10 protein-coding genes and 3 pseudogenes are annotated in these 19,679 nt (G+C 63.6%); 5 read left to right on the forward strand and 8 right to left on the reverse strand.

Translation table 11 applies throughout. The annotated features are described in order from the left end of the window. Positions 1-84 precede the first annotated feature (84 nt). Both AB5975_18285 and AB5975_18290 read left to right on the forward strand, forming a co-directional pair. Positions 85-1,182 carry an efflux RND transporter periplasmic adaptor subunit gene (locus tag AB5975_18285; protein ID XDR18570.1) on the forward strand — a complete coding sequence of 366 codons (1,098 nt, stop codon included), beginning with the start codon at positions 85-87 and terminating at the stop codon, positions 1,180-1,182. Next, positions 1,179-4,259 (forward strand): MexW/MexI family multidrug efflux RND transporter permease subunit, encoded by a 3,081-nt coding sequence (locus AB5975_18290; protein ID XDR18571.1) that lies wholly within the window; start codon positions 1,179-1,181, stop codon positions 4,257-4,259. Before AB5975_18285 ends, AB5975_18290 begins: the two co-directional genes overlap by 4 nt. A 24-nt stretch (positions 4,260-4,283) precedes the next feature. On the opposite strand, the gene AB5975_18295 is transcribed toward AB5975_18290, so the two are convergent. Continuing rightward, a complete protein-coding gene (locus AB5975_18295; GenBank protein ID XDR18572.1) occupies positions 4,284-5,021 on the reverse strand; it encodes a GntR family transcriptional regulator in 738 nt (245 codons plus the stop codon). 100 nt (positions 5,022-5,121) lie between these two features. Further along, the gene (locus tag AB5975_18300; GenBank protein ID XDR18573.1) at positions 5,122-5,565 is read right to left on the reverse strand and encodes an acetyltransferase; all 444 of its coding nucleotides are present in this window, start codon (positions 5,563-5,565) and stop codon (positions 5,122-5,124) included. Between the two features lie 213 nt (positions 5,566-5,778). Between AB5975_18300 and AB5975_18305 the strand changes: the two are divergent. Further along, positions 5,779-6,754 (forward strand): annotated as a pseudogene (locus tag AB5975_18305) (LysR substrate-binding domain-containing protein). Here AB5975_18305 and AB5975_18310 read toward each other — a convergent pair. The 4 genes and pseudogenes from AB5975_18310 to lysA all read right to left on the reverse strand — a co-directional run bounded on the left by AB5975_18310 (position 6,751) and on the right by lysA (position 12,128). Then, on the reverse strand, positions 6,751-9,237 hold the full coding sequence (locus AB5975_18310; protein XDR18574.1) for a TonB-dependent siderophore receptor: 2,487 nt from the start codon (positions 9,235-9,237) through the stop codon (positions 6,751-6,753). The pseudogene AB5975_18305 and the gene AB5975_18310 sit on opposite strands and share 4 nt — an antisense overlap. A 110-nt stretch (positions 9,238-9,347) precedes the next feature. After that, positions 9,348-10,283, reverse strand: coding sequence for a FecR domain-containing protein (locus AB5975_18315; protein XDR18575.1), 936 nt, complete (start codon positions 10,281-10,283; stop codon positions 9,348-9,350). A 4-nt stretch (positions 10,284-10,287) separates the two neighbouring features. After that, on the reverse strand, positions 10,288-10,788 hold the full coding sequence (locus tag AB5975_18320) for a sigma-70 family RNA polymerase sigma factor (protein XDR18576.1): 501 nt from the start codon (positions 10,786-10,788) through the stop codon (positions 10,288-10,290). Positions 10,789-10,896: 108 nt separating this feature from the next. Next, positions 10,897-12,128: pseudogene (gene lysA / locus AB5975_18325) on the reverse strand (diaminopimelate decarboxylase). Positions 12,129-12,251: 123 nt separating this feature from the next. Here lysA and AB5975_18330 point away from each other — a divergent pair. Further along, positions 12,252-13,157: a LysR family transcriptional regulator gene (locus tag AB5975_18330; protein XDR18577.1), complete on the forward strand. Its 906-nt coding sequence runs from the start codon at positions 12,252-12,254 to the stop codon at positions 13,155-13,157. Positions 13,158-13,165: 8 nt separating this feature from the next. On the opposite strand, the gene AB5975_18335 is transcribed toward AB5975_18330, so the two are convergent. Beyond that, positions 13,166-13,519, reverse strand: a complete 354-nt coding sequence (locus AB5975_18335; protein XDR18578.1) for a hypothetical protein — start codon at positions 13,517-13,519, stop codon at positions 13,166-13,168. Positions 13,520-13,792: 273 nt separating this feature from the next. On the opposite strand from AB5975_18335, the pseudogene AB5975_18340 reads away from it, so the two are divergent. Continuing rightward, a pseudogene (locus AB5975_18340) lies at positions 13,793-18,660 on the forward strand (NAD-glutamate dehydrogenase). 165 nt (positions 18,661-18,825) lie between these two features. Here the strand turns inward: AB5975_18340 and AB5975_18345 are convergent. Further along, positions 18,826-19,644: a pyruvate, water dikinase regulatory protein gene (locus tag AB5975_18345; GenBank protein XDR18579.1), complete on the reverse strand. Its 819-nt coding sequence runs from the start codon at positions 19,642-19,644 to the stop codon at positions 18,826-18,828. Positions 19,645-19,679 lie beyond the last annotated feature (35 nt).

The following is a 19,679-nucleotide window of genomic DNA, read 5'->3' on the forward strand; positions in this document are numbered from 1 at the left end:
GCGTGTTGACCTCAAGTTAAGTTGAGCTCTTATAGTCCTGCCCGATCTTCCCCGCAACCGCTTTCCTCATGATCGGAGCTCTGCATGAACAAACGGACGTTATTGGCCTGGGCCGGCGCTGTAGCCGGTGTGCTGGCCGCTGCCTATGCGTTGGTGGGTAGCGGCTCGGCGCCACCCGCTGCGGCGGCGTGGCCGGCGACCAAGGTGGCCTTGGCCACGGCCGAGCAGGTGCAGCTGGCGCGGCAGAACTTTGCTTCGGGGGAGCTGGAGGCGGTCAACCAGGTGCAGGTGGCGGCTGAGACGGCGGGGCGCATTACCCGCATCGCCTTCGAGTCGGGGCAGACGGTAACGGCCGGGCAGTTGCTGGTGCAGCTCAACGACGCGCCGGAGCAGGCCCAGCGGGTGCAGTTGCGGGCAAAATTGCGTAACGCTGAAGTGGTGCTGCAGCGCAGCCGCAAGCTGCGGGCGATGAATGCCGTGTCGCAAGAGCTGCTGGACAACGCCGCCACTGCCGTGGACGTGGCCAGTGGTGAGCTGCAGCATGTCGAGGCGTTGATCGCGCAGAAGGCCATTCGCGCACCGTTTGCCGGCAAGCTCGGCATCCGTCGGGTGCATCAGGGCCAATACCTGGGCGCCGGCGAGGCGATTGTCAGCCTGGCTGACATCAGCCAGTTGCATGTGAATTTTGCCTTGGGCGAGCAGGCTGCCCCCGAAGTGCACGTCGGGCAAGTGCTGGCACTGACGGTGGACGCAGTGCGCGGGCAAGGCTTCCAGGCCCGGGTGGTGGCGGTCGATCCGGTGGTCAGCAAGGCGCGCCTGGTGCAGGTGCAGGCAGCCTTGCCGAACCCGGATGGGCAGTTGCAGCCGGGCATGTACGCTGGCGTGCGCCTGGATGCCGCGCAGCCGTCGACCGTGCTGGCCGTGCCGGAAACCGCGATCACCTACACCGCTTATGGCCAGACGGTATTCGTTGCGACCCAGGACCCGGCGCATGGCACTCGGGTCAGCCGGGTGCGGGTAACCACCGGTGAGCGCTGGCAAGGGCGGGTGGAGGTCACGTCCGGCCTGGCGCCCGGTGACCGGGTGGTGGTTTCCGGCCAGTTGAAGCTCAGTGACGGCATGCCGGTCGAGCCCGTGGCGCAGGACAGCCTGCAGGCCAACCAGGGAGGGCGGCAGTCGTGAAGTTTACCGATGTCTTCGTGCGCCGGCCGGTGCTGGCGCTGGTGGTCAGCAGCCTGATCATCCTGATGGGGCTGTTTGCCATGGGCAAATTGCCGATCCGCCAGTACCCCTTGCTGGAAAGCTCGACCATTACCATCAGTACCGAGTACCCCGGCGCCTCCGCCGAGCTGATGCAGGGTTTTGTGACCCAGCCGATTACCCAGGCGGTGTCGTCGGTCGAGGGCATCGACTACCTGTCGTCGTCCTCGCAGCAGGGGCGCAGTCTGATCACGTTGCGCATGGTGCTCAACCGCGACTCGACCCAGGCGCTGGCCGAGACCATGGCCAAGGTCAACCAGGTGCGCTATCGCCTGCCGGAAAAGGCCTACGACCCGGTGGTAGAGCTTTCGGCTGGCGACTCCACGGCGGTAGCCTACGTGGGCTTTGCCAGCGACAGCCTGTCGATACCGGAGCTGAGCGATTACCTGTCGCGGGTGGTGGAACCGCAGTTTTCTGGCATCGACGGCGTGGCCAAGGTGCAGTCGTTTGGCGGGCAGCGCCTGGCCATGCGCCTGTGGCTGGACAGTGAACAGATGGCTGGGCGCGGGGTGACAGCAGCGGACGTGGCGCAGGCGGTGCGTGCCAACAACTACCAGGCGACGCCGGGCCAGGTGCGCGGACAATACGTGCTGGCCGACATCCAGGTGGACACCGACCTGACCCGGGTCGAGGACTTCCGTGAGCTGATCATTCGCAACGATGGCACCGATTTGGTACGCCTGCGCGATGTCGGCACCGTCGAGCTGAATGCGGCGGCCACCCAGACCAGCGCCACCATGGATGGCAGGCCTGCCGTGCACCTGGGGCTGTTCCCCACGCCGACCGGCAACCCACTGGTGATCGTCGAGGGTATTCGCCAACTGTTGCCGCAGATTCAGCAGACCCTGCCACCCGGTGTGCATGTGGCGCTGGCCTACGAGACCGCACGTTTCATCGACGCTTCGATCCATGAAGTACTGCGCACCTTGGTGGAGGCGATGCTGATCGTGGTGCTGGTGATCTGGCTGTGCCTGGGTTCGCTGCGCAGCGTGCTGATTGCGGTGGTTGCCATCCCGCTGTCGATGCTCGGTGCCGCGGGCCTGATGTTGCTGTTCGGCTTCAGCCTCAACCTGCTGACGTTGCTGGCGATGGTGTTGGCCATCGGCTTGGTGGTGGACGATGCCATCGTGGTGGTGGAGAACGTGCACCGGCATATCGAAGAGGGCAGGTCACCGGTCGCTGCGGCATTGATCGGGGCACGGGAAATCGCCGGGCCGGTGATCGCCATGACCCTGACCCTGGCGGCGGTGTATGCGCCGATCGGGCTGATGGGCGGGCTGACCGGCACGCTGTTCCGCGAATTTGCCCTGACCTTGGCGGGAGCGGTGATCGTTTCGGGCATCGTGGCGCTGACGTTGTCGCCGGTAATGAGCTCGTTGCTATTGCAACCCGGACAGCAGCATGGCGCGATGGCCAACATGGCCGATCGGTTGTTCGCTGGGTTGACTGGCGCCTATGGACGGGTGCTGGCCTACACCCTGACACATCGCTGGATCAGTGGCGGCGTGGCGCTGCTGGTGTGCCTGAGCCTGCCCTGGCTGTACCTGCTGCCCCAGCGTGAGCTGGCCCCGGCCGAGGACCAGGCGGCGGTGCTGACCGCCATCAAGTCGCCGCAGCATGCCAGCTTGGAATATGTGGAGCACTTTGCGCTGAAACTGGACGAGGTGATGAAGTCCATCGGCGAAACCACCGACACCTGGATCATCAACGGCACCGACGGCCCGGCCGCCAGTTTTGGTGGCATCAACCTCAGCGCCTGGCAGGTGCGCGAGCGTTCTGCCGCGCAGGTGCAGGCACAGTTGCAGCAGGCAGTGGCGGATATCGAAGGCAGCAGCATCTTCGCCTTCCAGGTCGCTTCGCTGCCGGGTTCCAGTGGCGGCCTGCCGGTGCAGATGGTGCTGCGCAGTGCCCAGGATTACCCCGAGCTGTACCAGACCATGGAGGTGCTCAAGCAGCGCGCCCGCGACAGCGGGCTGTTTGCCGTGGTGGACAGCGACCTCGACTACAACAACCCAGTGGTCAAGGTGCGCGTCGACCGCGCCAAGGCGGCTAGCCTGGGCATCAGCATGCAGGCCATTGGCGAGTCGCTGGGGGTGCTGGTGGGCGAGCAGTACCTCAACCGTTTCGCCCTGTTCGGGCGGTCCTATGACGTGATCCCGCAGAGTATTCAGGACCAGCGCCTGACGCCTGCGGCGCTCAATCGTCAATACGTGCGCGCCGAAAACGGCAGCCTGGTGCCGTTGGCTACGGTGGTGCACCTGGATATCGAGGTGGCGCCCAACCGCCTATTGCAGTTCGATCAGCAGAACGCCAGTACCCTGCAGGCGATCCCGGCGCCAGGAGTGTCGATGGGCAACGCCGTGGCATTTCTCGAACAGCTCACCACCGAACTGCCGCCGGGCTTCAGCCACGATTGGCAATCGGAGTCGCGCCAGTATGTGCAGGAGGGTTTTGCCTTGATGTGGGCGTTTCTCGCTGCCTTGGTGGTGATCTACCTGGTGCTGGCAGCGCAGTACGAAAGCCTGGTCGACCCGTTGATCATTCTGGTGACCGTGCCACTGTCGATCTGCGGCGCACTGCTGCCGCTGGCGCTGGGCTGGGCCACGTTGAACATCTACACGCAGATTGGCCTGGTGACGCTGATCGGCCTGATCAGCAAGCACGGCATCCTGATGGTGGAGTTCGCCAACGAGATCCAGGTGCGCGACAACCTTGATCGTGCTGCCGCCATTGTCCGAGCTGCGCAGATACGCTTGCGGCCGGTGTTGATGACCACGGCGGCGATGACCTTTGGCGTGCTGCCACTGCTGTTCGCCAGTGGTGCCGGGGCCAATAGCCGCTTCGGGCTGGGGGTGGTGATTGTGTGCGGGATGCTGGTGGGGACGTTATTTACCTTGTTCGTGTTGCCGACGATCTATCGGTGGTTGGCGCGAGATCATCGGGTGACCACGGGGCGGGCGCAGCAGTTGCTGGAGGCTGAACGCGTTCTGGGTATGTGAAGCGCAGCAGCCCCGATTGCGCGATCAGGATGGCGAACGGTCGCGACGCATCTGGGTGACCAGGGTAAAGCGGTCATCCGGGTGCACGGTCTCGGAAACCGCCATCAGGTCACCGTTTTCCTCGCGGTAATGACGGGTGATCTTCAGCCCAGGCGAACCCGCCTCGGCCCTTAGCACCCGGGCCATTTCAGCGGTCAGCAACACCGCCCGCACCTGCTGGTCGACCACGGCGATCGACCGGCCATAGTGCTGCTCGATCAGCCCGGCAATCAGCTGGTCGGGGTGTTCGCGCGCCAGCTCGATAACCTCGGCATGGTCGCGCTGTGCATACACATCGGTCCAGCACAGCGGTGCGGCATTGTGCAGGCGGTCGACGCGAATGCTCGACACGCAGAAGTAATGCTCCCCCGGCACCAACCCCAGCCGCGTGGCCTCGCTCAGGTCGGCGACGAAGTGGCGCACGTTCTGGATTTCCCGCTGCTGGGTTTCGGCCAGGTGTGCAAGGTCGGCCACGCTGGCCAGCGATTGCGAATAGCCGCCGCGCGGGCTGCTGGCCTCGACCCGAGTGCCCACGCGCTTGCGCCGCGACACCAGCCCCTGGTTGAGCAACTGGTCGATCGCTGCGCGCACCGTATGGCGGCTCACCTCGTAAAGGTCGCACAGCTCGAACTCGGTCGGCAGCAGGCTGCCTACCGGGTAGCGGCCACTGGCAATGCCTTCCATCAAGTCCTTTGCCACGGTGGAATAGCGCGTCGGGTTCATACCTTTGCTCGGTCTCGCAAACTTCATCGCTTGATAGTGTATCAGCGACAGAATTTCGAACGCTTCACCGGCCCTCTGCAGGTTGGTCGCCCAGTGTCGGTCATGGATCGGCGGGCAAGCTCATGTGCAGCAAAGGGAACGGGCGGCCTTCACCGTCCAGCGGCGAGCGGCCGGTCTGGACAAAGCCATAGTGCTGGTAAAACCCTGTTGCCTGCGGGTTCTGCTCGTTGACATCGACACTCATCGTGCTGCGCGACTGGCGGCCGAAATCCAGCAGTGCGCGGCCAATGCCCTGGCCGTGGCGCGCGGGGTCGACGAAGAGCATTTCCACGTGGTTATCATTGAAGCCGATGAAGCCCAGTGGCTGGTCATCGGTGTCTACTGCAACCCACAGCTCGACGGCCGGAAAATACAGGTCACGCAGCTGTGGCAACAGCGCGTCGATGTCGCAGGGTTGTAGAAAGTGGTGCGTCGCGCGTACGGCGCGCAGCCAGATGTCGAGCAACTGCGGGTAGTCTGCAGCGATGCCTTGGCGAATGATCATGCGGTCATCCTGAGTGAATTGATGGCGGATGGGCGCGCCAACAGGTGGCGGCCATGCGGGGTCGGCATCATGAATGACCGCTTCGCGAGTTAACGCCTGGGCGGTGCACGGCAGGGGAGGCCGGAAGGGAAGAGTGCGGAAGATTACCCGGATTGCGCAGTGTGGGGCAATGGCGGTGCGCTGCAGGTTTTGACTCGACTAGGCTGCTTGTCGATGCTGGAATTGAACCCGCACAACACGAACGGGCCGGGGGCGCCAATGAACCGCAACGAACTGCGCAAAGCCGATATCAACCTGATGGTGGTGTTCGAAGCCCTGATGCAGGAGCGCAACCTCACCCGTGCCGCGGAAAAGCTGTTCGTCGCCCAACCCACGGTCAGCGCCGCGCTGGCCAGGTTGCGTGCGATGTTCAACGACCCGTTGCTGGTCCGTGTGGGTAACCGCATGGAGCCCTCGGCCAGGGCCGAAGAGGTGATCAAGTACCTCACCCCGGCCCTGGATGCGATGTCCGTCGCCCTCAGCCTGACCCACGATTTCGACCCCTTGACCAGCAAGATGACCTTCCGCATCGGTTTGTCCGATGACGTCGAGTCCGGGCTGTTGCCGCCGCTGTTGCGGGCGTTGCGGGTCGAGGCGCCGAATGTGGTGGTGGTCGTGCAGCATGTGGATTACTGGCGCATCCCCGACTTGCTGGCAGCGGGCGATGTAACGGTCGGCATCAGCCAGACCAAGGGGCTGCCTGCCAATGCCAAGCGCAAGGTACTGCGCACGATGCAGGGCAGGGTAGTGCGCGCCGACAAGTCGGCCACGCCACTGACACTGGATGAGTTCTGCGCCCGCCCGCACGTTCAGGTTTCGCCCACCGCCAACACCCAGGGTGTGGTAGACGATTGGCTTAAAGAGATTGGCCGCGAACGCAAGGTGGTGTTGTCGGTGCCGCAGTTCAGTTCGCTGCCGGCGATTCTGGCTGGCACCGACCTGCTGGCCTGTTGCCCGGACTATGCCGCACAGGGCATGGAGCGTTGGGGCAACCTGCAGGCTGAGCAGTTGCCGTTCGAAAACCACGGCGCTGGAGCTGGCGATGGTCTGGTTGAGCACTACCGACAGCGACCCCGCCGAGCGCTGGCTGCGCAGCCGCCTGGAGCACTACATGGGCGGCGTGCGCTCGTTGGACGGTGGCCAGGTTTAGAACGCCCCCTGCAAGGTCACCATGAAGTTACGCGGCTCACCATAGAAGTTACCCCAGCCCGGCGCACCGATGGTGGCGTAGTACTTCTTGTCGAACAGGTTGTTGCCGTTGAGGGCGACGGTCCAGTTCTGGTCCAGGCGATACTGCACGCGGCCGTTCCACACGGTGTAGCCCGCCTGCTCGACGCGGGTGTTGCGGGTGGTGCGGAAGTTCTCGCTCTGGCTGTTCAGACCGGCACCGAGGGTCCAGCGTTCCAGGGCACCGCCCAGCTGGTAGTCACCCCACACTTTGAACATGTGCCGTGGAATGAAGCTGGAGGTGAACGTCAGCTCGGTGGGGTCGCTGTCTTCGATGGTCTTCAGGTATTTGGTCTGGGTGTAGGTGTAGCCCGCCAACAGTTGCAGGCGCTCGATCGGCGAGCCGCTGATCTCGGCTTCGAAACCCTGCGCGCGCACCTTGCCGCTGTCGGTGTAGCAATACCCGTCGCCTGACGGGCAGGTCTCGATGTAGTCGCTTTCCGCGCGGTGGTTCTCGACGGTGCGGAACAGGTTGAACGAGGTATTCAGCGCGCCGTCAAGCAGCTCGCCCTTGATGCCAATCTCGTAGTTGGCACCGGTCTTGGGCTGAAGTGGCTGCCGCTCGGCGTTCACCTTGTCGCTCTGCGGCTGGAAGATGTCGGCGTAGCTGGCGTAGGCGGTCCACTGGTCGTTCAGGTCGTAAAGCACGGCGGCGAACGGCGTGACCTGGCCGTTTTCCTCACTGCGGTTGTTCACCCAGTAATCGTAGAACTCGGTGTAGGAGTCGCTCTTGTTGCGGTACCAGCTGACCCGCGCGCCCAGTACCAGGGTAAGCGGCTCTGCCAGCTTCAAGCGCAGGTTGGCGTAGGTGCCGTATTGGGTGGTGGTGGAATCGGTTGGTACGCTGCCACCACGGGTCGGGTTGACCAGGTAATCGTCCTTGGACGGGCGAGGGAAGTTCGGGGAGGGGTTGAACGGGTTCTGCTTGCCGTCCAGTAGAATCAGCGCGAAGTAATCATGGGTTTTCTGCCGGCTGGCGTTGGCGCCGATGATCAGCTCGTGCTGCAGGCCGAACGCCTCGAACTTGCCATCGATATAGCTATCGAAGCCGTAGTCGTCCTGGTCGTAGTCGAAACGACCGGCGCGGACGGCCATGCTGGCAGTGTTGGCGCCGACCGGCACCGTGCCTTCGGAGTAGGCGTATTCGATGTCCTGGTCGTTGTGGGTGTAGACCGAGGCGAAGTTCAGTGTCCAGTCATCGTTGAAGCGGTGCTTGAAGTCGGCAAAGCCGGTAATACGCTGGCTTTGCAGGTCGTTCCAACTGGCCCCCAGGCAGGTGGAACGCGACAGCTTCAGGTCACTGCCATCGGCGTAGCGTGGCACGCCGGCATAGCACGGTGTGGCATCGACGTCCTCGTAGGCCAGGCCGAAGCCCAGGGTGGTGTCGGCGCTGACGTCCCAGTCGATGGCGCCATACAGTATCTGGTCCTGGCGCTTGGCCGTGTCATAGAAATACTGGCGGTCCTGCAGGGCTGCCACCGCGCGGCCCCGCACGCTGCCCGACTCGTTCAGCGGGCCGCCTACGTCGACTTGGCCGCGATAGTTGTCCCAGCTGCCGGCGGACAGGGTGACAGTGGTCGCGGCCTTGTCCTGGCCGCGCTTGCGCACGAAGTTGACACCACCAGCGGAGGAGCCGGAGCCCTTCATCATCCCGGCCGCGCCTTTGAGGATTTCGACGCGGTCGTAGAACGCCATGTCGCTGGAAAAGCTGTTGGCCTGCACGTAGTTGCCACCCACGTCCAGCGGCACGCCGTCGTACTGGTACTGGCCGTCCAGGTTGAAACCACGGGAGTAGAAGTATTTGCCGCCCATGGGCGAGTCATACACGGTGATGCCAGGGGTCTTGTCCAGTACCTGTTCGAGGGTGTTCAGGTTCTGGTCGTCAAGCATCTTGCGGGTCATCACGGTGACCGCCTGCGGGGTTTCTTTCAGCGTATGGACGCCCTTGCCGATGGTCACTGCGCGGGCGGTGTATGACTGGGTGCCCTCGCTGGTCGCATCCAGCCGATTGGAGTCGATGTTCAGCGGCCCCAGCTCCATGGCCGTGCCGTAGTCTGCCGGCACCAGCACATAACCGCCATTGCCCTGGCGCTGCGCCTGCAAGCCGCTATTGCTCAGTAACCGCACCAGCCCTTCCTCGACGCTGTAGCTGCCTTCCAGGCCTGCGCTGCTCAGGTTGCGGGTCTGCTCGGTGTCGAACGAAATGGTCACACCCGCCTGCACGCCAAACTGGGTTATGGCATTGCCCAAAGGGCCAGCGGGGACATGGTAGGCGGTCTGGCTTTGAGCCATGGCCTGGGCAGGCATCAGCAGCAGGCACGGCGCGCTGGCAAGGGACATGCCGAACAGCACCAGGCGCACGGCCTGGGTCAGTTTGGTTGCAGGGGTGGGGTACAGATGAGGCATTGCGTGATCCTTCCGAGTCATGGCAGAAAGTCGCTGTCGTCGCGGCTTGTGTCAGGGACGGACGAGAATCGAAATCAGCAAGGTTCGCGCGTAGGTTTTTCAGCGCCTGCTCAGGCAGGCTCCACGCTCACCCAATAGCGGCTGAGGTAGTGCACCCTCACAGGGAGGGTTTTCGGCAGGTTGGCCAAAGCGATATCGGTATCATCGATGCGAAATGCTCCGGAGATACTCATGGCCCGGATTGCGGAGGCGCAGCGCAGCACGCCTGGCCGATAGCGCCCCAGTTCTTCGATGAAGTCGCCCAGCCGCCAGTCGTTAACGCTCAGCATGCCCTGCAGCCAGGCCGTGGAATCGGCGGGTAGAGCCTGGGCGGTGGCGAAGTCATCCTGGTCAAAACTCACTTGTTGGCCCGCTTGCAGTTGCAGCAGCCGATCAAGGTGGCGCTGTGGACGTACCTCGACGCTGCCCTGAAGCACGCCCACGCGGGTCTGGCGCGCAAGTTTGCGGATGCTGAACTCGGTACTGCGGGCAAGCACGCTGCCGTCATCGGTGTGCACGATGAATGGGCGTTGCTGAAGGTCGCTGACCGGGCGGACCAGAATTTCCCCTTGATACAGCTGAATCGCCCGCACTTTCGCGTCATAGCGCACGTCCAGCGCGGTGCCCACGTTCAGCTCCAACTGCGAGCCATCCACCAATTGCAGGGTGCTTCGTTCGCGGCTGCCGGTACGTTGTTGGGCCAGCAGGGAGCGATAGGGCACCTGCTCGGCGGCCAGCCAGCCACCTGCGCCCATCGCCAGCAACAGGCTCAGCACCTTCAGCACTTCGCGCCGCTGCGCCTGTGCCGCGCCGAGGCTGGACAGCGCCGCCTGTGGTGGCAGCATGGCCCACTGTTGCTGCAGCTTTTCTACTCGCGCCCAGGCGGCAGCGTGTTGTGGGCTGGCCTGCAACCACTGCCGCCAGGCCTGGGTGCGGGCCTCGCTGTTGGCGCCGTCGTTGAGCTGTACATACCAGGTGGCAGCGGCTTCGAGTGTCTTGAGATCCATCGGCTCAGCCTTCGACTGCCAGCAGGCAGCAGGTCATGGCCTTGATCAGGTGATTCTTCACGGTGGTCACCGACACGCCGAAGCGCTCGGCCGCAGCACCGTAGGTCAGGCCTTCCAGTTGCACCGCCAGGAAGATGGCGCGGGTCTTGGCGCCGAGTTCGTCGAGCAGGCTGTCCACGGTTACCAGCATTTCGATGATGGACAAGCGCACCTCTGGCGAAACCTCCACCGGTTCCGGGCGCAAGGCCAGGGCCTGCAGATAGGCTTGTTCGATGGTGCGGCGGCGGACCTTGTCGATCAGCAGCGCACGGGCGATGGCGCTGAGGTAGCTGCGCGGCTCGCGGATCGGCAATTGATTGCGCGCGGTCATCACCCGCAAAAAGGTATCGTGCGCCAGGTCGGAGGCATCGGCGGCGTTGCCCAGGCGGGCGCGTAGCCAGCCCTTCAGCCAGCCGTTGTTTTCGCTGTAGAGCTGATGCAGGGCCTGATGATCGAGCGTCGACATGGCGTCAAATTCGCAATATGAATAGGAATTGATCGCATTGTCGCGATGAGCCAGGGCGATTGCAAGGGGGCATTTGGGGCCGCAGGGCGGCCCCCGATGATGCGGCGGTTAAAAGCCCGCTTCCAAGTCCAGGAGGTCCTGCACAGTCTGGCGCCGACGGATCATGCGCAGTGCCCCGTCCTCGATCAGAAACTCCGGCAGCAGCGGCCGGCTGTTGTAGTTCGACGACATCGACGCGCCATAGGCACCGGCGTCGTGGATCACCAGCAGGTCGCCCACCTGTGCCTGGGGCAGCTCCTGCGGGGTCAGTTCCTGGTCATCCTGGGTGAACACGTCACCCGACTCGCACAGCGGCCCGGCCACCACGGTCGGTTGCCGTGGACGGTCCACCGGCTGGCCGTTGGCATCGAGCAGGGTCATGCCGTGGTAGGCGCCGTACATCGCCGGGCGCATCAGGTCGTTGAAGCCGGCGTCGATCATGACGAAGGTATTGCGGCCCACTTGCTTGACGGCACGCACTTCGGCCACGAGGTAGCCCGACTCGGCCACCAGGAAGCGCCCCGGCTCGATTTCCATGCGCACCGGGTGGCCGAGCATCGCTTCGATTTCCTTGCGCGCCACTGCCCAGGTCTGGGCATAGCGTTGCAGGTCGACTGGCTTGTCGGTTTTGCGGTACGGGTGGACAGCCCGCCACCAATGGAGAAGGCTTCGATGTCCACGCCCAGGCGGCCGATCAGCTCGATCATCGAGCGAGCCACCTGCTCCAGGTGCTGGTAGTCCACTCCCGAGCCAATGTGCATGTGCACGCCCACCAGGTGCAGGCCGTGCGCCTTGATGCACGCCAGCGCCTCGTCCAGCTCTTCGTGCCAGATGCCATGCTTGCTGTTTTCACCGCCGGTGTTGGTCTTGCGGCTGTGGCCATGGCCGAAGCCTGGGTTGATACGGATCCAGACGCGGTGGCCGGGCGAGCGCTCCCCGAGTTGGCGCAGCATGTCGATGGAGCCGGCGTTGACTTCGATTTTCGAGGCCACCACGCGTTCCAGGGTGGGGCGGTCCAGTGCGTCACAGGTCAGCACCACGCCGGCAGGGTCACCGCCCACGCTGGCACCTGCGGCGAAGGCCCGTTCCATTTCGCCCAGCGACACGGCGTCCAGCACCAGGCCATGGGCGCGCATCAGGCGCAGCACATGCAGGTTGGGATTGGCTTTCTGGGCGAAGCGCACGGTGTCGAACACCTTCAACTGCTCGACACGTTCGGCGATGGTACCGGTGTCGTACGCCCACAGCGGCGAGCCGTGCTGGCGGACGGCTTCGGCCAGGAGGGTGAAGGGTGCGGTCATGGTGGCGCTACTCCTATAAGAAAGGCCACGAGCATGAGGCAAAGCAGGAATTCAGAAAAATAGCTATTTTTCTGATGGCCATTCATATTTGATATGCCCATTGTCGACCCACCGAGTGCTGCCGTGAAACTGTCCGTCCGCCATATCGAAGTGTTCCGCGCCATCATGGCCGCAGGCAGTGTCACCGGCGCGGCGCGGCTGCTGTTCACCTCGCAGCCCACTGTCAGTCGCGAGCTGGCGCGCCTGGAGCAGGTGACCGGGCTGAATCTGTTCGAGCGCGAAGGTGGGCGTTTGGTGGCAACGGCCCAGGCATTGCTGTTGATCGAAGAGGTCGAGCGTGCCTATGTCGGGCTGGAACGCATCGATCGCTTTGCCCAGGCCATCCGCAATTTCGAGCAGGGGCGGCTGGCCATCACCTGCCTGCCGCTGTTTTCACAGACCTTGTTGCCCAAGGCCTGTCAGCGCTTTCACCAGCAGCACCGGGGCGTGAGCGTGAGCATCCTGGCGCAGGAGTCGCCCTTGCTGGAGGAGTCGCTGGTTGCCCAGCAGCACGACCTTGGCCTGACCGAGGTCGAGCAGATACCGCGCGGCGCTTATGGTGAATTGCTGTTCAGCGCCAACATGGTGTGCGTGTTACCCGAGCATCACCCGTTACAGGCCAAGACCGAGCTGGAACTGAGCGATTTTCACGAGGTCGATTTCATCAACCTGGCCAGCCTGGACACCTACCGCCAGCGCCTGGACCAGCACTTTCGTGCAGCGGGGGTTAACCGCCGCACCATCATCGAGACCACCAGCGCCGCGTCGGTGTGCGCCATGGTCAGGCAAGGCCTGGGGGTGGCGATCATCAATCCGCTGAGCGGGCTGGAGGCGGCCCAGGGCGGGCTGCCGATCCGCAGGTTACGGGTGTCGGTGCCGTACCAGGTGATGCTGATACGCCCGGACCACCGGCCGGCCTCGGCGGCGGTGGAGCCGTTTTGCGAGGCGTTGCGGGAGCAGGCGCAGGCGATGCAGGCGGCGTTGCGGTAGGTTCGGGCTCAGAGCTCGCAGACGAAGGTCCCGGTCCCGGCCAGGATGTTCTCCAGGGTTTGCTTCACTTCATCCATGTCGCTCAGTGCGCTGGTCAGGTTGATTTCCAGCACCTCGTCCCCCTTCAATGCATCCCGGTCGCCGGCCGCCACTTCGATCAGCAGGCGCTTGGCGCTCAGGGTGACTTTCAGCCCATCCAGCGTCGACGGCTCGTCATCCAGGGTCAGGTCGACGGTGTCTTCGTCCGGGTAGCGGGTAAGCAGAAACATCTGACCCTTGTCGCTGTGGCAGCACAGGGTCGCCATGTTGTCTTCCTCGTCATCGCAAGGGGTGGCGAACAGCAGTGCGGTGTTGATTTGCATGAGCAGGCTCGGATCAAAGGAAACGGAAGGGAATTCTGACAGTCTTGCGTACAGGCATAAACGTAAAGTTACCGCCCCTTGACCGAAATTGTCGCAGCGCTGCAAGCGTTGATGACCGATCAGTCGTTAAGCTTCGGCGAGCCCTGGGCGTGCCTGCGCACGTTCAACGCCTGGTTTTACCGTCCGCCTTGCCACGGGTTGGCTATCGTTGATCCGTACACGGCGCACGCAGCGACGCTTCAACTATTACAAAGCCCAAGCGGAGTACCACAGATGGCGTTCTTCACCGCAGCCAGCAAAGCCGACTTCCAGCATCAACTGCAAGCGGCCCTGGCGCAGCACATCAGCGAACAGTCCCTGCCACAAGTGACGCTGTTCGCCGAGCAGTTCTTCGGCATCATCTCTCTGGACGAACTCACCCAGCGCAGGCTTTCCGACCTGGCCGGCTGCACCCTGTCAGCCTGGCGCATCATCGAGCGTTTCGACCCCGAGTACCCGCAAGTGCGCGTGTACAACCCTGATTACGAACGCAACGGCTGGCAATCGACCCATACCGTGGTCGAGGTGCTGCACCACGACCTGCCGTTCCTGGTCGACTCGGTGCGCACCGAGCTCAACCGCCGCGGCTACAGTATCCACACCCTGCAGACCACCGTGCTCAGCGTGCGCCGTGGTGCCAAGGGCGAGCTGCTTGAACTGCTGCCCAAGGGCACCCAGGGCGAGGGCGTGCGCCACGAGTCGCTGATGTACCTGGAGATCGACCGCTGCGCCAACGCCGCCGAGCTGACGGTGCTGACCCGAGAAATCGAGCAGGTGCTGGCCGAAGTACGGGTGGCAGTGGCCGACTTCGAACCGATGAAGGCCAAGCTGCGTGAAGTGGTGGCGCAGGTGGAGCAGACCGCCTTTGGCCCAGCGCAACACGAAAAGGGCGAAGTCAAAGCCTTCCTCGAATGGCTGCTGGATAACCACTTCACCTTCCTGGGCTATGAAGAGTTCACCGTCAAGGGCGACGCCGATGGCGGCCAGATGGTGTACGACGAGCAGTCGTTCCTTGGCCTGCCGCGCCGCCTGCGTGTGGGCCTGACGACAGAAGAGCTGCGCATCGAAGACTACGCCGTGGCCTACCTCAACGAGCCGCTGCTGCTGTCGTTCGCCAAGGCTGCACTGCCCAGCCGCGTACACCGCCCGGCCTACCCTGACTACGTGTCGATCCGCCAGCTGGATGCCGATGGCAAGGTGGTCAAGGAACACCGCTTCATGGGCCTGTACACCTCCTCGGTGTATGGCGAAAGCGTGCATGCCATTCCGTACATCCGCGTGAAGGTGGCCGAAGTCGAGCGCCGCTCGGGCTTCGATCCCAAGGCCCACCTGGGCAAGGAACTGGCGCAGGTGCTGGAAGTGCTGCCGCGCGACGACCTGTTCCAGACACCAATCGATGAGCTGTTCAGCACGGTCATGGCGATCGTGCAGATCCAGGAGCGCAACAAGATCCGCGTGTTCCTGCGCAAGGACCCGTACGGCCGCTTCTGCTACTGCCTGGCTTACGTACCAAGGGAAATCTATTCCACCGAAGTGCGGCAGAAGATCCAGCAGGTGCTGATGGAGCGCCTGAAGGCCAGCGACTGTGAGTTCTGGACCTTCTTCTCCGAATCGGTACTGGCCCGTGTGCAACTGATTCTACGGGTCGACCCAAAGAACCGCATCGACATCGACCCGCAGCAGCTCGAGCGTGAAGTGGTCCAGGCGTGCCGCTCGTGGCATGACGACTACTCGGCGCTGGTGGTGGAGAACTTCGGCGAAGCCCAGGGCACCAACATCCTCGCCGACTTCCCCAAAGGCTTCCCGGCCGGTTACCGCGAGCGCTTCGCCGCGCACTCGGCCGTGGTCGACCTGCAGCATGTGCTGAACCTGTCTGAAAGCAAGCCACTGGCGATGAGCTTCTACCAGCCGCTGACCCAAGTGGGTGAGCGCATCCTGCACTGCAAGCTGTACCACGCCGACACCCCGCTGGCGCTGTCCGATGTGCTGCCGATCCTGGAAAACCTTGGCCTGCGCGTGCTTGGCGAGTTCCCCTACCGCCTGCGCCATGCCAATGGCCGCGAGTACTGGATCCACGACTTCGCCTTCACCTACAGCGAAGGCCTGAGCCTGGATATCCAGCAGCTCAACGACACCCTGCAGGATGCCTTCATCCATATCGTGCGCGGTGACGCCGAAAACGACGCCTTCAACCGCCTGGTGCTGACTGCCGGCCTGCCGTGGCGCGACGTGGCGCTGCTGCGCGCGTACGCCCGTTACCTGAAGCAGATCCGCCTGGGCTTCGACCTGGGTTACATCGCCAGCACCCTGAACAACCACACCGACATCGCCCGCGAGCTGACCCGGTTGTTCAAGACCCGCTTCTACCTGGCGCGCAAGCTCACCCAGGACGACCTGGACGACAAGCAGCAGCGCCTGGAACAGGCCATCCTGACCGCGCTGGACGATGTCCAGGTGCTCAACGAAGACCGCATCCTGCGGCGCTACCTGGACCTTATCAAGGCCACCCTGCGCACCAACTTCTACCAGCCGGACGCCAACGGCCAGAACAAGTCGTACTTCAGCTTCAAGTTCAACCCCAAACTGATCCCCGAACTGCCCAAACCGGTGCCCAAGTTCGAGATCTTCGTCTATTCACCGCGCGTAGAGGGCGTGCACCTGCGCTTTGGCAACGTCGCCCGCGGCGGCCTGCGCTGGTCCGACCGCGAAGAGGACTTCCGCACCGAAGTGCTGGGCCTGGTCAAAGCCCAGCAGGTGAAGAACTCGGTGATCGTGCCGGTTGGCGCCAAGGGCGGCTTCCTGCCGCGTCGCCTGCCGCTGGGCGGCGGCCGTGACGAGATCGCCGCCGAAGGCGTGGCGTGCTACCGCATCTTCATTTCCGGCCTGCTCGACATCACCGACAACCTCAAGGACGGTGGCGTGGTGCCGCCGGCCAACGTGGTGCGTCACGACGATGACGACCCGTACCTGGTGGTGGCGGCCGACAAGGGCACCGCGACCTTCTCCGACATCGCCAACGGCATCGCCATCGACTACGGCTTCTGGCTGGGTGATGCCTTTGCCTCGGGCGGCTCGGCCGGTTACGACCACAAGAAGATGGGCATCACCGCACGTGGCGCCTGGGTGGGCGTGCAGCGCCACTTCCGCGAGCGCGGCATCAACGTGCAGGAAGACCCAATCACCGTCATCGGCGTGGGCGACATGGCCGGCGATGTGTTCGGCAACGGCCTGCTGATGTCCGACAAGTTGCAGCTGGTGGCGGCGTTCAACCACCTGCATATCTTCATCGACCCGAATCCTGAGCCGGCATCGAGCTTCGCTGAGCGCAAGCGCCTGTTCGACCTGCCGCGTTCGGCCTGGAGCGATTACGACGCCAGCATCATGTCCGAAGGCGGCGGGATCTTCCCGCGCAGTGCCAAGAGCATCGCCATCAGCCCGCAGATGAAAGAGCGCTTCGCCATCGAAGCCGATCGCCTGACCCCGACCGAGCTGCTGAACGCGCTGCTGAAGGCGCCGGTGGACCTGCTGTGGAATGGCGGTATCGGTACCTATGTGAAGGCCAGCAGCGAAAGCCACGCCGATGTTGGCGACAAGGCCAACGATGCACTGCGGGTCAATGGCAACGAACTGCGCTGCAAGGTGGTGGGCGAGGGCGGCAACTTGGGCATGACCCAGCTTGGCCGGGTCGAATTCGGCCTGAACGGCGGCGCCACCAATACCGACTTCATCGACAACGCCGGCGGCGTGGACTGCTCCGACCACGAGGTCAACATCAAGATCCTGCTCAACGAAGTGGTGCAGGGTGGCGACATGACCGAGAAGCAGCGCAACCAGCTGCTGGGTAGCATGACCGATGAAGTGGCCGGCCTGGTGCTGGGCAACAACTACAAGCAGACCCAGGCGCTGTCGCTGGCGGCCCGCCGTGCCCGCGAGCGGATTGCCGAATACAAGCGCCTGATGGCCGACCTGGAATCGCGTGGCAAGCTGGACCGCGCCATCGAGTTCCTGCCGTCCGAAGAACAGCTGGCCGAGCGCCTGGCCGCCGGCCAGGGCCTGACCCGCGCCGAGCTGTCGGTGCTGATCTCGTACAGCAAGATCGACCTCAAGGAGCAACTGCTCAAGTCGCTGGTGCCGGACGACGACTACCTGACCCGCGACATGGAAACCGCCTTCCCACCGTCGTTGGTCAGCAAGTTCGCCGAGGCCATGCGCCGCCATCGCCTGAAGCGCGAAATCGTCAGCACCCAGATCGCCAACGACCTGGTCAACAACATGGGCATCACCTTCGTCCAGCGCCTGAAGGAGTCGACCGGGATGAGCCCGGCCAACGTTGCAGGGGCCTATGTGATCGTGCGCGATATCTTCCACCTGCCGCACTGGTTCCGCCAGATCGAGGCACTGGACTACCAGGTGCCGGCAGAAATCCAGCTCACCCTGATGGACGAGCTGATGCGCCTGGGGCGTCGTGCCACGCGCTGGTTCTTGCGTAGTCGCCGCAACGAACAGGACGCCGGGCGCGACACCGCGCACTTCGGGCCGAAGATCGCGCAACTGGGGCTCAAGCTGGACGAGCTGCTCGAAGGCCCGACCCGCGAGCGCTGGATGGTGCGCGCTATCAGGGCTTCGTCGAGGCCGGTGTGCCGGAGTTGCTGGCGCGCATGGTGGCCGGTACCAGCCACCTGTACACCCTGCTGCCGATCATCGAAGCGGCCGACGTCACCGGCCATGATCCGGCGCAGGTGGCCAAGGCGTTCTTCGCCGTGGGCAGCTCGCTGGACCTGACCTGGTACCTGCAGGAAATCAGCAACCTGCCGGTGGAAAACAACTGGCAGGCGCTGGCCCGCGAGGCGTTCCGCGACGACATCGACCTTCAGCAGCGGGCGATCACCATCTCGGTACTGCAGATGGCCGATGCCCCGCAAGACATGGACGCCCGTGTGGCACTGTGGGCCGAGCAGCATCGGGTGATGGTGGAGCGCTGGCGCGCCATGCTCGACGACCTGCGCAATGCCACTGGCACCGACTATGCGATGTACGCGGTGGCCAACCGCGAGCTGGTCGACCTGGCCATGAGCGGGCAGGCGGCGGTGGTGCCGTCCTGAACACCAGGCTGAAATGAAAAAGCCCCGGCAGTGATGCCGGGGCTTTTTTGTATTCCTGGGCTGGCCCTTTCGCAGGTAAACCCGCTCCCACAGGGATATCACAGGGCTTGAGGGCAGTGAGGTCCCTGTGGGGGCGGGTTTACCCGCGAAGAGGCCGGTGCAGGCTTACTTGAACCTGCGCTCCACCCCTTTCTCGACCAGGATCTTCGCCGAAATCTCTTCCACCGAAAAATGCGTGGAATTGATGTTGGGAATGTTCTCCCTGCGGAACAGGCTCTCCACCTCGCGCACTTCGAATTCGCACTGGGCAAAGCTGGAATAGCGGCTGTTGGGCTTGCGCTCGTGGCGGATGGCGGTGAGGCGGTCGGGGTCGATGGTCAGGCCGAACAGCTTGTTGTGGTGCTTTTTCAGCACCGCCGGCAACTGCAGGCGTTCCATGTCGTCCTCGGTCAGCGGGTAATTGGCGGCGCGGATGCCGAACTGCATGGCCATGTACAGGCAGGTAGGGGTTTTGCCGCAGCGAGACACGCCAACCAGGATAAGGTCGGCCTTGTCGTAGTAGTGGGTGCGCGCACCGTCGTCGTTATCCAAGGCGAAATTCACCGCCTCGATGCGTTCCATGTAGTTTGAGTTGCCGCCGATCGAGTGCGATTTGCCCACGGAATACGACGAATGGGCGGTCAATTCTTGCTCAAGTGGGGATAAAAACGAAGAAAAGATGTCGATCATGAAGCCATTCGACGTTGCCAGAATCTCGCGAATGTCCTGGTTGACGATGGTGTCGAAGATGATCGGGCGTACCCCGTCACGCTCGGCCGCAGCGTTGATTTGCTGGACCATGGTCCGCGCTTTGTCTGGCGAATCGATGTAGGGACGGGTGAATTTGTTGAACGGAATGCTCTCGAATTGCGCGAGCAGACTCTGGCCCAGGGTTTCGGCAGTGATACCGGTGCCGTCGGAGATGAAGAACGCGGTTCGTTTCATTTGCGATCTGGGCCTTAAGCTGATGAAGATTCTTG

This window comes from Pseudomonas putida (assembly GCA_041071465.1).
Lineage (GTDB): Bacteria > Pseudomonadota > Gammaproteobacteria > Pseudomonadales > Pseudomonadaceae > Aquipseudomonas > Aquipseudomonas putida_P.